The organism is Sinorhizobium chiapasense, assembly GCF_045277575.1.
GTDB classification, from domain to species: Bacteria; Pseudomonadota; Alphaproteobacteria; order Rhizobiales; family Rhizobiaceae; genus Ensifer; species Ensifer chiapasense_A.
Window position 1 is genome coordinate 2,608,580 of the sequence record NZ_CP144206.1, and the last position, 14,338, is coordinate 2,622,917.

Consider the following 14,338-nt stretch of genomic DNA (forward strand, 5'->3'; position numbering starts at 1 on the left):
TATGAAGTGGAAGCGCCTCAATTCCTTGTCGCGCTTCGCAGCTCCACTCATGTCGACCACGCGGCCGGAGACGGCAATCAGCTTGTGAGCAGCATGGCGCCCCGGAGACGGGGCAATCACCCAGGTGTCGTCATTTCACCAGCTCGACCTCGCTCGGCCGCCAAGTTTTGTCGAAAAACGAGGGTAACGGGCTGTACAGGCGCAAGATCGTGAACCAGCCCTTCTTGGGATCGGTTTGGATCCAGTTGCCGCGCCCCACCCCCTTCGGCTGGGTGGGGCCGAAATAGACGACCGTGGCGCCATCGGCGGCGGTCTCTGCAGCCGGCGATGGATAGCTCTGACTGCCGGCGCGCGGGTATTTCTGCGGCGTCTGCAGCATCGAACGCGTCTGGTTGTCGTAGAGTGTAAAGGACCAGAATGCCTCGGTCGGGATGTCCTTGGGCAGCGTCACCTTATAGGTCTTGGAGCCGTCAAAAGGGGTGCCCTCGGCATCAAGGAAGCCCATCAGGTACTGGGAACCCACGCGCGGAGTGCGCATGATCATGCCGGGCGAGTCAAGCGTATAGCCGTAGTAGAAGGCTGTTCGCGAATCGAGCGTGCGCGCACCGGTTGGTGGCAGCGGTTTGAACAAGCCTTCCTCGAAGACTGGCGGCGGGGTTTCGAAAAACGCGCCGCCTTCCCATAACATGCTGCCCCAGTGCGAGTTTTCGTAATAAGCCCAGTCCGGATGTTTCATCGCGTAGCGCCAGTTGAGCGCCCGACCCGTTGCCTGCCCGACTGCGGCTGCTTCCGAGAGAATCTTCTTCATCCGCTCGTCGGGGGCAAATTTCTTGCCATGTGCGATGCCGATCGCTGCGAGCTGCCCGGCGAGCTCGATGTCGTAGCTCGTGGCTGGCTCGTTCTGGACGTTTTCATTGATCAGTTCGAAGAAGCTGTAGTCGCTTGGCGGGATCGTGTTGAACGACTTCCCGCTAACCTCGACGAACTTCGTCTCGGGGACTTCCGCCTCGCCTGCGATCCGCACCGTCCCCTCGAGCGCCTGCGCGATGCTGGTTCCGAAGGAGCCGGCGGAATAGGGATAAATCTTGAGGTTGCGTTTGACGTTCTCCACCGCCGGCTTGGGGTCATTGTTGAGGAGATAAGCTCGCGCAGCATAGAGGGCGAGGTTGGTTTTCGAATGTGCAACGAAGTAGCCGCCCTCGGGCAGCGGACCGGTATAGTCGGGGCCGACGATCAGATATTTGCCGCCGAGGCCGCGATCCGGGCCTGGGGCACCGATATCGATGATCCAGGAGAACCACATATCATTGATGGTGCCGACGGCGCCTGATGGCTGTTCGACGACGATGGGCCCTTTGCTCAGATCGAGCGCGGTCAAATAGTAAACGGTATCGGCATTTGCGGTGAGGAATAGCGAGTTCGCATCCATCAGATCGGAGAAGATCGCAACATCGCCAGCATTGACGCCGATGCTCGCGAAGCCCTTGACAATCGCCAGGGCTGACGCGCCACGGAAGCTGTTGTTGTAGACATCGAGCGCACGTGTGAAGTCGAGCGCATCGTATACCTTCTTGGCGGTTTCGGCGGTCGGGGCGCCATCCTTGAACTCCAGTGTCCCGATACGCGTTTGCACCGCATCGGGGGCGCCAAGGGATCGGACGGCCTCGGGTGCTACCTGTGCGACGGCAGCGCCCGAAGACAGGGCGGAGGCAGCAATCAGTATGGTCAAAGTCGATCCTAGACAGCGATTCATGGTTTTCCCTCGTCCCAGCACTGCGCGGAAATCTCAACCATTGCTAGAACGTTGTCCAGAGGAGAACTTCTCGCAGTCTTCTCCTCGTGGCCGGAAAGATGCTCCACTATGGCGGCTTCGCGCTCGAGCAGGTCGGCGGCGATCTCGATCGCGTCGACGCGGTAGTTGTCGTTCGGACCGGAACCGCCGGACCAAACTGAAATGGTGACGTCCTTGACGGATGCGACAACGGCCGTCGAGGCGAGCAGGGCGGTTGCGAGTGTTGCGGACTTCGATAACGATACAATGGTCATTGGCCTAACCCCGAAGATTGGAACTGGCTTCGCCCGCATATCAACGGCTCGCCGGTGCACGGCTTCAGAACCATTGACGCGCCCCGACAAAGCAACCATGTGGCGAGGGGTGTCACGCGACTGTCACGCGCAAATTACTTTAGAAGCTGCTAAGAAGTGGAAAGGCCATGCCGGTGTTCGAGTACGAAGATGCGCCGATACCTCTTCCACATTCATCTTCTTGGGACGGTCAATCGCGACCGCACCGGAACGTTTCATGCCAGCGACAGCCAGGCGGTGGCGCGCGGTAGGTCGGTTGCGGACGGGATCGCAGAAGACGACAGGCACCGGAGCGTAATCGTAACTGTTGAAAGGGCAGGTGGCCCTGTTTTGGCGCGCGTAACGGCGACGAAGGCCATGCCTCCCTGGCAGTCTGCAAGCTCGAAGTTCGAACATGCCTGGCGGGAGCTGCCGGCATGGATACCAGGCAACTCCCGCGGGATTTCGCCCGCGCGTTCAGGCAGGAGTGAAAGTTTGGACGGTGAGCTGGTCCTGAAAGACTAGCCGATCAGTGGAAATTCTTGAGGTTGATCGTTGCGCTGAATTCGCCGTTCATGAGTCGCTTCAGGTGAAAGCCAGCGAGCGGGTCCTCCGGATTGCGACCGACCAGCGCAGCGAATGAAGCTATGGCACGAGGATCGCCGGCTTCCAGCTCTTCGAATGCAGCCACATAGGCCTGCGTTGCGCCACTGGCATAGATTTCGGCGTCAAGAGGCTCGAACGCGCGGATCGGCTCCACCCTGCCTCTAAGCAGGAGGTCGCCAACGGGGCGACCGCAAAACCCCTGCATGTTCGCCGCGAGGCTGCCACTCACGCAAATACGCGTGCCAAGCGACTTGTTGGCCGCTTCCAGACGCGCGGCAACGTTGATGGTGTCGCCGTAGGCACTATAGTCGAAGAACTTTCCTCCGCCGAAGTTGCCGACTACGGCCGTACCAGCATGTGCACCAATCCGGGTGTGGCCGAGAGCTATTCCCTTTCTGCGCCAGTGTTCTCGAAAAGACCGTGCGAAAGCGTCAAGTGCGAATGAACAGGCGACCGCGCGGCTGGCATGGTCCGACTGATCGACCGGCGCACCGAAAAGGACATGCAGTGCGTCGCCAATGACCTTGGCGACAGTACCGTCGTGGGCGAACACGATGTCCGTCATGCCGACGATGTAATCATTGAGCAGTTGCCCAAGCACATTCGGCTCGATCGTTTCCGCCAGCGTGGTGAATCCGGTCAGATCGGTAAAGAGTGATGCAACATTTCGGCGCTTTCCGCCAAGATCAAGGGCGTCGGCGCCATTGGCCAGGCGTTCGGCAAGGTTTGGCGAAAAGTAACGGGAAAGCGCTGCGCGCGCCTGCTCGGCCGCAGACTGCCTGCGTTGCGCCTCACGCAACGTCTCCACATGGTGGATCGTCTTGACGATTGTCGCCTCTAGATCGGGAAAATCGATCGGCTTCGTTACGAAATCATAGGCGCCGCGGTTCATCGCGATGCGGATGTTGGCCATATCGCTGTAGGCGGAGACGATTATCGTGGATAGATCCTCGTCCATCTGCTGAAGCTTCGCCAGCAGCGACAGGCCATCCATACGCGGCATGTTGATGTCGCTCAGCACAATATCCACGTCGTGGTTGGCGGCAAGCACGGCCAGAGCGTCAACTCCGTCGCGGGCGAACAGGAAACGCAATGATCCGTCACGGACCTGCTTCCGGAATTTCTGGAGAAGAAGCATCTCCAGGTCCGGCTCGTCGTCCACAACCAGTATGCTCGTGTTCATGCGGCGGGCCCAACTCGACTGTCGATTTCTTCTCGCAACGCGCTGAAGTCGATCGGCTTGGTGAGCAACGCTTCTGCGCCACTTTCCATGGCTCTTCGCTTCGTATCCGGATCGCCATAGGCGGTGATCATGATCACCGGCACATCAGGCCGTACGCTCTTCGCCTTCGGCAGTAACTCGAGCCCGCTCATGCCTGGCATGTTAACGTCGGACAGAATGAGGATGAGCGTGACGTCGCCTGCATCGGCGATCCTTACGAGTGCGGATGACGCTGATCGCGCGAATTCCATGACAAAGCGGCCGGCGCGCAGGTCGTGGCGGAACTGCTGTCTGAAAAGCAATTCGACGTCAGGCTCGTCGTCGACCACCAGGATGAGGAGGCTCATGTTCTGCCCTCCGGCGTGGTCTTCGCCGGGGTAATCCGCGGCAGTCGAATGCGAAACTCGGTGTGATGACCAAGCTCAGAGTCCACCTCGATCGAACCGGCATGCTGCTTGACGATTATGTCGTGGCTGAGCGACAGGCCGAGACCCGTTCCCTCGCCAGCAGGCTTGGTTGTGAAGAAAGGATTGAACATCTTCTCCCTCACCTCTGTCGGGATTCCGATTCCATTATCACGGATGATGATCTCAACGCTGTCTCCGAGGTCCCTGGTCACCGCCGCGAGCGTCGGCTCATAACTGTCGGCGACCTCGGACACCGCGCGGCTGCTCGTCGCGTAGAAGCCGTTGGAGATAAGGTTGAGAAGCACGCGCGTGATCTCCTGCGGGTATAGATCGACTTCCCCGGCCGCCGGATCGAGTGATTTCTCCAGCGTGATCGTGAACCCCTGCTTCTCCGCTCGAGCGCCATGATAGGCGAGATTGAGGCTCTCCTCGACGATGGCGTTGATATTGGTCGGCCTGCGCTCGCCCGTCCCCTGACGCGAATGCAGGAGCATGTTCTTGACGATTGAATCGGCGCGCTTGCCGTGCTGGACGATCTTTTCCAGATTGCCCTTTATCGTCTCGGCGAGTGTGTCGATCTCGGCGCGCGGCGCGCCGTCGGCCACCGCGCCGTCGAGCGCCTGCTGAAGCTCTTCGAGCAACTCCACCGACAGCGCCGAGAAGTTGTTCACGAAGTTCAACGGGTTCTTGATCTCGTGCGCGATTCCGGCGGTCAGTTGTCCGAGCGAGGCAAGCTTTTCCGTCTGGATCAACCGGTTCTGCGTGGCTTTGAGTTCCTCAAGGGAGCGCGACAGTTCCTCGGTTCTCGTCTGCACTTCCTGGAAAAGACGCACATTTTCGATCGCGATCACCGCTTGGTCGGCGAAGGTCGATGCCAACTCGATCTGCTTATCGGTGAAGGGCCGCACGGTCGATCGGGCCAATGCGAGTACCCCGATCGGGCTTCCTTCGCGAAGGAGCGGCACGCCAAGTACGCTACGAAATCCGCCAAGTCTTTGCGCTTCCGGCATGGCATACTCCGGATCGTCGAGGACGTCGACGACCTGGACCGGCCGGACCTCAAGCAGGGTTCGCCCGACTACGCTGCCGCGCCCCGGCTCTAGCGGCAGCGCTCGGAAATATTGGTCGAATTCCTGCGAGAAGCCGAAGCGGGCGACAGGATAGTGCGCGTCACCCATCGGCCGGGTCATCGTAGCCATGTCTGCCTCGCAAAGACGGGCAGCGGACGCTACGAGGGTATCCAGAACCGATTGCAGGTCGAATGCGGAGCGGCTGATGACCTTCAGTACGTCCGCCGTTGCGGTCTGCTGCTTCAGCGCTTCGGCCAGTTCCGCGGTCCGCGACTTCACCTCGTCGAACAGCCGCACGTTCTCAATTGCTATGACCGCTTGGTCGGCAAAGGTCTGGAGAAGGTCGATCTGCTTCTCGGCAAATGGTTTGACTTCAGTTCGTCGTATGACGAGGCCACCGATAGCCTCCTGTTGCCTCAGCAGGGGCGCGGCCAAGATCGTGCGATGCCCCATCCGCACGGCCATGCTCTGTCCCTCTGGGTATTCGATGGCGTTGGCCGTCAGGTCAGGCACATGAATTGGTTTTCTGTCAACGACGGCCCGCCCGGTCACCCAGCCCCGCGACACCGGCCAGCCGACGAAATCGATCGGTATTGGGCCGTGATGCGCCCTCAAGTAGAGAGTGTCTCCATCCTTCAGGAAAATGGCTGCATCATAGGCCTCGCATAGCCGCACCGCCGATTCCACAAGCGTATCCAGCACCGTCTGGAGATCGAAGGTCGACCGACTGATGACTTTGAGGACATCGGCTGTCGCGGTTTGCTGCTGCAGTGCCTCCTTGAGGTCGAGGTTCCGTTCCTCCAGATCCGAAAACAGTCGAACGTTCTCGATCGCTATTCCGGCCTGGTCGGCGAAGGTCTTGAGGAGGTCGACCTGCCGATCGGGAAACAATCCTGGTTCGGTTCGTGCCACGACAATGGTGCCGATGGGAACACCGCCGCGCATGATAGGTGCGGCCAGCAGGCTTCGGTGGTTAGACGCTTGAGCCCTGATGGCGGGATGCATCACGTATTCCGGATCGACGAGCCGGTCCGGTATCTGTTCCACCGATCGGCTGAGGATCGAGCGCCCGGCCGCAGTGCCTCGACCGGGTGGGGCTGGAAGCACCGCGCTCTCGGGTTCCAGCCGGTGATGCGCCACGAAATGCAACAGCTCGCCATCATAGCGAAACACGTGACAGAATTGCGCGCCGCACAGCCGGGCGGCGCGCTGGGCGATCGTGTCGAACACGGGCTGCGCATCGGTCGGTGAGGTCGAGATGACGCGAAGTATTTCGCTGGTCGCCGTCTGCTGTTCGAGCGCCTCGCCAATCTCTCGGTTGCGCGCTTGCGCCTCCTCGAAAAGACGGACGTTCTCGATCGCGATCACGGCCTGATCGGCAAAGGTTCGCAGGAGTTTGATCTGCCTTTCTGGAAAGTATCCGACCGCACGGCGACTAACGCCGATCGCTCCGATCGGACGCCCGGTCAGCATCAGCGGTACGCCGATCGAGCTGCGATAGGACACGATTTTCGCCAGGGGCAGCAACTGGTATTCAGGATCGGCAAATACGTCAGGAATCTGCTCTATGGCACCGCTGAGAACGGCTCGCCCCGTTACATAGCCCCTGTAGGGTTTCCGCGGGAAACTGGCGCGGGCCGCTTCAATGCCTTCGCGCGATATGCCGTGATAGGCGACGGCGTGTAGGAGCTCGCCATCGAACCGAAACACAAAACAGAATTCTGCCGCGCACAGCCTCGCTGCGCTTTTCGCTATCGCATCGAAGACGGGCTGCGCGGAGCTGGTCGAGGTCGGAATGACCCGCAATATTTCGCTCGTCGCTGCCTGTTGCTCGAGGGCTTCGTCAAGCTCCCGCTTCAGCAGTTCGACCTGGCGTCTGAGACTGACGCTTGATTCATCCGCCTCGCGCCCCTCCACTGCAGTATCCCCCATGCAATCAGCTTGCGTCGAGCGCTTCCGTCACCACTGGGTGCGCCATGGCCGGCGCCAGAGTGGATAGAATACTCCAACTGATAAGGTGTGACGAGGTTACTTCACTGCCATGCTCGTCTGACGGCGTTTGGCCCAGGCGGCAACTACACTTGACGATGAGACTACCGGCTCGAGCGGAACTTTAGTTCCGTCAGTCAGTTTTGCAGTGAAAGGCGCGAGCATAACGTGATGTCAGAGAAAGTTCCTGTGCCGCCGAGGAAGGGCGACCCGAAATCGCAGGCGGACCGCAATCGCGATCCGCACAACGCCGAGCCGAAGTCCGACGAACAAACACATCCGCCTCGCGACACGAGAGACGCGCCAGCGCCAAACCCAAATGGCAAGGCCGCCTCTGAATCGTGAGGCCGAGTACGGTCCGCCACCCATGGAGCCAATAGCGACCAGAGCCGCGGCACCGACGTCTACTTCGCTCTTCGCAAGTGCTCCACTTAACACGGCTGCCGCGAGTACGTACGCGTCAAGCGCCACCCGATCTGGCAGATTTGTTCCGTTGCTAGAGCAAACCAATGCTCCAGAAGATCGACCGGCGGTCAGGCAACGATGCGAACTCCAGGCTCGCCTTCCTCGACCTCACCAATGATCCTGGCGGCGGGATAGCCTGCCGCAACGATGTGATGAAGCAGATCCTGCGCTCGATGGGCGCTGAATGACACAAGAAGACCGCCGGAGGTTTGGGGATCGGTCAAGATGTGACGTTGCCACATCGGGAGAGCATCTGGCAAAGAGACCTCGGTGCCATAACTGGCCCAGTTTCGATCGGATGCGCCGGTCACGAATCCTTGCTCGGCGAGCTCGGCGCAGCGGGAAAAGAAGGCAAAGTTGCGCGCCTTCAGCGATAACAGCTTTTTTGATCCGCGTGCCATCTCCAAAGCGTGACCGAGCACACCGAAGCCGGTGACGTCGGTGACGGCGTGCACGTCAGGGTCCGTGGCGAGTTCCGTGCCGATACTGTTGAGACGCGTCGTCGACGCGATGAGTTCCGCGTAGGCATCCGATGGCAGTGCCCCCTTCTTGAAGGCCGCTGAATAGATCCCGACACCGAGTGCCTTTGTCAGGATCAGCGCGTCGCCGGTTCGGGCGCTGCTGTTGCGCCGAATGCTGGCTGCCGAACATGTTCCTATCACCGCCAGGCCATAGATAGGTTCGGGGGAATCGATTGAGTGGCCACCCGCCACCGGAATGCCTGCCTCTGCGCAAATTGCGGCGCCGCCTTTCAAGATCTCCCGCACCATCTCAGCCGGCATCTTGGCGATCGGCATGCCGACAATGGCGAGCGCCATAATGGGTTTGCCGCCCATGGCATAGACGTCGGAGATGGCGTTGGTCGCCGCGATCCGGCCGAAATCGAAGGGATCGTCGACCATCGGCATGAAGAAATCAGTGGTCGCGACTACGCAGGTTTCATTGTCAAGCTGCCAGACCGCGGCGTCGTCGCCCGTCTCCGTACCAACGAGAAGCTGGGCGAAGTCGCCCGTGGGTTGATGGACAAGCAATTGCTGCAGGACCGAGGGCGCCAGCTTGCAGCCGCAGCCGCCGCCGTGGGCAAGTGCAGTCAGCCGGAGGGGCGTCGTTGCAGTCGAGGTGTCCATGATTGCCTCCCATGCTTCGCAAGGATGAATCTTCAGCCCGCTCCCAGTCCGTCACAAATTTGACGCGAGCGGACCACGCATTCAGTCGGATACGGCTCGAGCGCGCCTGTGCTTCCAATCACATACGCACAGGTCGCCGTAGCACTTTGAAGTTACTGTAGTCGGGCCTTGTTGAACTGACTTCCGCCGGCGGATACTTGCGGGAGTCGGATGCCGGTTCGTCTGCTCGAATGTTGCAGAATATGAGCGGGCACAATTCGAAGCGATCGCCGGCTGCGGCGGCGCAATGTCAGCTCGATGTGGAGCGCCCCGAAACTCGGGAGCGGCGAGCAAGCTCATGAATTGAATATGGTCGATCGCGAATAGGGCGTCAATTCGGGTTTCGTTTATGTCCCGCAACAGGGGCGATGGCCGCCAGTTCAAATATATGATGGCTTTGGATTTAACTAGAGAATGGCTTTCACGTTTATCTTTCTTATTAAATTGACAATAGAAAACGGACAGCTAAGATTTTAATTTCAAAGGCCGAGTTATGCCTGAGTATGCGAAGGCGTACCAAGGTTTCCGGCGCGCCCCTGTTGGCAAAGCCGGTATTCAGGGAGGTATCATGGCATGAACATGGAACTCTCGCGGCGCCAATTTCTCGGCGCAGCCGGTGCCGGGGTTGCGGTCACGGCGCTCGGTGCTCTTGGCTTTGGTGACATCGAGGCGGCGCATGCCGAAGCGATCCGCGCCTTCAAGCTGGTAAACACCACCGAAACCCGCAACACGTGTCCCTATTGTTCCGTCGCATGCGGCGTCATCATGTATTCGAAGGGCGACCGGGAGAAGGGCGAGCAGGCGGAGATCATCCATATCGAGGGTGACACCGACCATCCGACCAACCGCGGCACGCTGTGTCCCAAGGGGGCGGCGCTGCTCGATTTCGTGAAGTCGGACACGCGGCTGAAATATCCGATGATCCGCAAGCCGGGGTCGGACAAGTTCGAACGAATAAGCTGGGATGACGCCCTTGACCGGATCGTCCGGCTGATGAAGGACGACCGCGACGCCAATTTCGTGGAGAAGAACAAGGATGGCGTGACGGTGAACCGGTGGATAACGACCGGCTTCCTCGCGGCCTCGGCGACAACGAACGAAACGGCATGGGAGACCTACAAGGTCGTCCGCAGTGCCGGGATGCTGGTCTTCGACAACCAAGCGCGTGTCTGACACGGCCCCACGGTAGCCAGTTTGGCTCCAACATTCGGCCGCGGCGCAATGACCAACTCCTGGACGGACATCAAGAACACCGACCTCGTGATCATCATGGGCGGCAATGCCGCAGAAGCGCATCCGTGCGGCTTCAAATGGGTGACCGAGGCGAAGGCCAATCGTGGCGCGAAGCTCATCGTCGTCGATCCGCGCTTCACCCGCTCCGCATCAGTCGCTGATTTCTACGCGCCCATCCGCCAGGGCACGGACATCGCCTTCCTGCTCGGCGTGATTAACTACTGCATCCAGAACGACAAGGTGCAGTGGGACTATGTCAAGGCGTTCACCAATGCCAGCTACATCGTCAAGGACGGCTTCGCCTACAAGGACGGGCTGTTCACCGGCTATGACGAAGCGAAGCGCGACTATGACAAATCGACCTGGGACTATGTTATTGGCCCCGACGGCTATGCGGTCGTGGACGATACGCTGACCAATCCGCGCTGCGTTTGGAACCTGCTAAAAGAGCATGTCTCCGTCTATACCCCCGAACTGGTTGAGCGCATCTGCGGCACGCCGAAGGACAAGTTCCTGAAGGTGGCCGAGATGATCGCGGAATGCTCGTCGCCGACCAAGGTGATGACCTCGATGTATGCGCTCGGTTGGACGCAGCATTCCAAGGGCTCGCAGAATATCCGCGCCATGGCGATGGTGCAGTTGATCCTCGGCAATATCGGCATGCGCGGCGGCGGCATGAATGCGTTGCGCGGCCATTCGAACATCCAGGGCCTCACCGATGTCGGGCTGATGTCGAACCTCCTGCCAGGCTACCTGACGATACCGAACGAGAAGGAGGCCGATCTCGAGACCTACATGTCGACACGCGGCTTCAAGCCGCTGCGCCCCAACCAGATGAGCTACTGGCAGAACTACCGGAAGTTCTTCGTCAGCTTCCAGAAGGCGATGTGGGGTGCTGCCGCGACACCGGAAAACCAGTTCGCCTATGACTGGCTGCCGAAGCTCGATGTCCCCGGCTACGACATCCTGCGCGCCTTCGATCTGATGAACCAGGGCAAAATGACGGGCTACATGTGCCAGGGCTTCAACCCGTTACTGGCCGCCCCGAACCGGAAAAAGGTGACGGATTCCCTGTCGAAGCTCAAATTCCTCGTCACCATGGACCCGCTCGACACCGAGACATCGCGTTTCTGGGAGAACCACGGCGAGTACAACGATGTCGACCCCTCGCAGATCCAGACGGAAGTGATCCAGCTTCCCTCCACCTGCTTCGCCGAAGACGAAGGTTCGCTCACCAATTCCAGCCGTTGGCTGCAGTGGCATTGGCCGGGCGGCACGCCTCCAGGCGAGGCGATGACCGACAACTGGATCATGGCGCAGATCCATATGCGGCTGAAGGAGCTCTACCGCAAGGAAGGCGGAAAGTTTCCGGATCCGATCGTCAATCTCGACTGGGCCTATGCCGATCCAAATGAGCCGACCGCCGAGGAGCTTGCCAAGGAGATCAACGGCAGGGCGCTTGCCACCGTCTACGATACAGCCGACCCGACGAAGGTCGTGGCGGAGGCCGGTAAGCTCTTGCCCGGCTTTGCGGCACTGCGTGACGACGGCTCGACAACGTGCGGCTGCTGGGTCTATTCCGGCTGCTTCAATGAGAACGGTAACAACATGGCCCGGCGCGACACGTCGGACCCGGACGAGACCGGCGCCTATTCGAAGTGGACGTTCTCCTGGCCCGCCAACCGCCGCATCCTCTACAACAGGGCCTCGGCGGACCTCAATGGCAAGCCATGGGATCCGAGCCGCAAGATAATCGAATGGGACGGGACGAAGTGGTCGGGCTACGACGTGCCCGACATTGCGCCGACGGCAAAGCCTGGGGACGTCGGGCCGTTCATCATGAACCCGGAAGGGGTCTCTCGCCTCTTCACAAGGGGAATGATGCGCGACGGTCCGTTCCCGGCGCATTACGAGCCGTTCGAATCGCCGCTCGACAATCTCGTCGCCCCGAAAGTGCGTGGTAATCCGGCGGCGCGGGTGTTCAAGGGCGACTTCGAGCAGTTTGCCGAGGCCGCCTCGAAGGAGTTCCCCTATGCCGCGACCTCCTACCGGCTGACCGAGCACTTCCATTACTGGACCAAGCATGTCCGGGTGAACGCCGTGCTGCAGCCGGAATTCTTCGTCGAGATATCGGAGGAACTCGCGGCCGAGAAGGGCATCACCAAGGGTGGCTGGGTGCGCGTCTGGTCAAAGCGCGGATCGATCCAGGCCAAGGCGGTCGTCACCAAGCGGATCAAGCCGCTGATCTGCGACGGCAAGCCCGTCCACGTCGTCGGCATCCCCTTGCACTGGGGCTTCACCGGCGCAGCCAGGAAGGGCTTTGGTCCGAACTCGCTGACGCCCTTCGTCGGCGACGCCAACATCGAGACGCCGGAATACAAGGCGTTCCTGGTCAATATCGAGCCCATTGCCGGGCCGGTGGCGTAGGAGGCATGAACCATGTTCCCGCCCGTCCCAAACCCCACCACCGTACCTCAACAACCGAAGTTCGGCGAAAAGGACCTGATGCGGAGATCGGCGTCGACCGTGACGCCGCCGGCCCAGCGACAGACCGAGGTGGCGAAACTCATCGACGTCTCGAAATGCATCGGCTGCAAGGCCTGCCAATCGGCCTGCATCGAATGGAACGACACTCATCCGCAACTCGAGAGCAATACGGGCGTCTACGAAAATCCACACGACCTGACCCCCGACATGTTCACGCTGATGCGGTTCACCGAGTGGGAGAATCCGGATACGAACAATCTGGAATGGCTGATCCGCAAGGACGGCTGCATGCATTGCGAGGACCCAGGCTGCCTCAAGGCGTGCCCGGCACCCGGTGCTATCGTCCAATATTCGAACGGCATCGTGGATTTCGTCCACGAGAACTGCATCGGTTGCGGCTATTGCGTCAAAGGGTGCCCGTTCAACATTCCCAGGATTTCCGAGGTCGATCACACCGCCTACAAATGCACGCTTTGCTCTGATCGCATCGCCGTCGGCCAGGGACCGGCCTGCGCCAAGGCCTGCCCGACGCAGGCGATCGTCTTCGGCACCAAGGAGGAGATGAAGAAACATGCGGAGGGACGGGTCACCGACCTGAAGTCTCGTGGCTTTGCGAATGCGGGCCTTTACGATCCGCCGGGGGTTGGCGGCACACATGTCATGTATGTGCTGCACCATGCCGACAAGCCGGAGATCTATGCCGGTCTGCCCAACAATCCGACGATCAGCCCGATCGTCGAGGCGTGGAAGGGCGTGACGAAATATGCCGGCCTCGCCGTCATGGGCGTCGCGGCGGTCACCGGCTTCCTGCATTACATGGTCAACGGCCCGAACCGCGTTTCCGAAGAAGACGAGGAGGCGGCTCAGCGGCTCACGGGAGATCGGTCCTCATGAGTACGGATACTGGATATGACGTCGGGAAAGGCGACAGCGTTCACCCCGGCAAACCCGTCACGGTCGATCGCTATACCGGCGGCGCGCGGATCAACCATTGGATCACCGCCACGAGCCTCGTACTGCTCGCGCTGTCCGGCCTATCCCTCTTCCACCCGCGGCTGTTCTTCCTGTCCGCGCTCTTCGGCGGCGGTCAATGGGTGCGGACCATTCACCCCTGGATCGGTGTCGTCCTTTTCTTCAGCTTCCTTGGTCTTTTCTTGCGCTTCTGGAAGCTCAATCTCTGGAAACGGGAAGACGGCACCTGGCTTGCACGCGTGCGCGACGTGCTCGCTGCCCATGATGAGCGCCTGCCTGAAGTCGGCAAGTACAATGCCGGGCAGAAGCTGGTCTTCTGGTCCATGTCGATCCTGATCATCGTGCTGATAGGGTCCGGTATCGTCATATGGAATCAGTATTTCGCGGCTTACACCACGATCGAGCAGCAGCGATGGGCCCTTCTCGTGCACTCGATCGCCGCCATCGTCGCGATCAGCGTCTGGATCACCCACGTCTATGCAGCGATCTGGGTAAAGGGTACGATACGCGGGATGGTACGCGGCTCGGTGACCGGTGGCTGGGCATGGCGGTATCACCGCAAGTGGCTGCGCGAGCTCGTTTCCAAATCGCCGGCGGATGCGCCGACGGACGACAAGAAGAGGACCGCAGCCGAGTAGTTGCTTCAGGGTTCGCATC

At 60.3% G+C, this 14,338-nt stretch carries 10 protein-coding genes; 4 read left to right on the forward strand and 6 right to left on the reverse strand.

Annotation, left to right across the window (positions count from 1 at the left end; translation table 11 throughout):
- Window positions 1-130: 130 nt before the first annotated feature.
- Window positions 131-1,753, reverse strand: a complete 1,623-nt coding sequence (locus QM996_RS30975; RefSeq protein WP_334197603.1) for a DUF1254 domain-containing protein — start codon at window positions 1,751-1,753, stop codon at window positions 131-133.
- Window positions 1,750-2,046 (reverse strand): hypothetical protein, encoded by a 297-nt coding sequence (locus QM996_RS30980; protein WP_500270449.1) that lies wholly within the window; start codon window positions 2,044-2,046, stop codon window positions 1,750-1,752. The genes QM996_RS30975 and QM996_RS30980 overlap by 4 nt, the downstream gene beginning before the upstream one ends.
- Before the next feature lie 189 nt (window positions 2,047-2,235).
- Here QM996_RS30980 and QM996_RS30985 point away from each other — a divergent pair, with 189 nt between their 5' ends.
- Window positions 2,236-2,589 (forward strand): DUF6894 family protein, encoded by a 354-nt coding sequence (locus tag QM996_RS30985; protein ID WP_500270450.1) that lies wholly within the window; start codon window positions 2,236-2,238, stop codon window positions 2,587-2,589.
- 4 nt (window positions 2,590-2,593) lie between these two features.
- Here the strand turns inward: QM996_RS30985 and QM996_RS30990 are convergent, their stop codons facing one another.
- From QM996_RS30990 to selD, 4 genes are all read right to left on the reverse strand, one after another.
- Complete coding sequence (locus QM996_RS30990) at window positions 2,594-3,853, reverse strand: adenylate/guanylate cyclase domain-containing protein (RefSeq protein WP_334197604.1); 1,260 nt, start codon at window positions 3,851-3,853, stop codon at window positions 2,594-2,596.
- Window positions 3,850-4,239, reverse strand: a complete 390-nt coding sequence (locus tag QM996_RS30995; RefSeq protein ID WP_334197605.1) for a response regulator — start codon at window positions 4,237-4,239, stop codon at window positions 3,850-3,852. Before QM996_RS30995 ends, QM996_RS30990 begins: the two co-directional genes overlap by 4 nt.
- Window positions 4,236-7,286: a GAF domain-containing protein gene (locus QM996_RS31000; protein WP_500270451.1), complete on the reverse strand. Its 3,051-nt coding sequence runs from the start codon at window positions 7,284-7,286 to the stop codon at window positions 4,236-4,238. The genes QM996_RS30995 and QM996_RS31000 overlap by 4 nt, the downstream gene beginning before the upstream one ends.
- A 605-nt stretch (window positions 7,287-7,891) precedes the next feature.
- The gene (gene selD / locus QM996_RS31005) at window positions 7,892-8,950 is read right to left on the reverse strand and encodes a selenide, water dikinase SelD (protein ID WP_334197607.1); all 1,059 of its coding nucleotides are present in this window, start codon (window positions 8,948-8,950) and stop codon (window positions 7,892-7,894) included.
- Window positions 8,951-9,562: 612 nt separating this feature from the next.
- Between selD and fdnG the strand changes: the two genes are divergently transcribed.
- Genes fdnG through QM996_RS31020 form a run of 3 tightly spaced genes read left to right on the forward strand, consistent with a single transcriptional unit; the run spans window position 9,563 to window position 14,319 of the window.
- Complete coding sequence (gene fdnG, locus QM996_RS31010) at window positions 9,563-12,649, forward strand: formate dehydrogenase-N subunit alpha (protein ID WP_334197608.1); 3,087 nt, start codon at window positions 9,563-9,565, stop codon at window positions 12,647-12,649.
- A 12-nt stretch (window positions 12,650-12,661) separates the two neighbouring features.
- The gene (gene fdxH / locus QM996_RS31015) at window positions 12,662-13,603 is read left to right on the forward strand and encodes a formate dehydrogenase subunit beta (protein ID WP_334197609.1); all 942 of its coding nucleotides are present in this window, start codon (window positions 12,662-12,664) and stop codon (window positions 13,601-13,603) included.
- A complete protein-coding gene (locus tag QM996_RS31020; RefSeq protein ID WP_334197610.1) occupies window positions 13,600-14,319 on the forward strand; it encodes a formate dehydrogenase subunit gamma in 720 nt (239 codons plus the stop codon). Before fdxH ends, QM996_RS31020 begins: the two co-directional genes overlap by 4 nt.
- Window positions 14,320-14,338: the final 19 nt, after the last annotated feature.

What these genes read in the sequence shown, in the direction of transcription:
- QM996_RS30975 (WP_334197603.1), bottom strand. Translation starts at nt 1,753, where the DNA reads ATGAATCGCTGTCTAGGATCGACTTTGACCATACTGATTGCTGCCTCC.
- QM996_RS30980 (WP_500270449.1), bottom strand. Translation starts at nt 2,046, where the DNA reads ATGACCATTGTATCGTTATCGAAGTCCGCAACACTCGCAACCGCCCTG.
- QM996_RS30985 (WP_500270450.1), top strand. Translation starts at nt 2,236, where the DNA reads ATGCGCCGATACCTCTTCCACATTCATCTTCTTGGGACGGTCAATCGC.
- QM996_RS30990 (WP_334197604.1), bottom strand. Translation starts at nt 3,853, where the DNA reads ATGAACACGAGCATACTGGTTGTGGACGACGAGCCGGACCTGGAGATG.
- QM996_RS30995 (WP_334197605.1), bottom strand. Translation starts at nt 4,239, where the DNA reads ATGAGCCTCCTCATCCTGGTGGTCGACGACGAGCCTGACGTCGAATTG.
- selD (WP_334197607.1), bottom strand. Translation starts at nt 8,950, where the DNA reads ATGGACACCTCGACTGCAACGACGCCCCTCCGGCTGACTGCACTTGCC.
- fdxH (WP_334197609.1), top strand. Translation starts at nt 12,662, where the DNA reads ATGTTCCCGCCCGTCCCAAACCCCACCACCGTACCTCAACAACCGAAG.
- QM996_RS31020 (WP_334197610.1), top strand. Translation starts at nt 13,600, where the DNA reads ATGAGTACGGATACTGGATATGACGTCGGGAAAGGCGACAGCGTTCAC.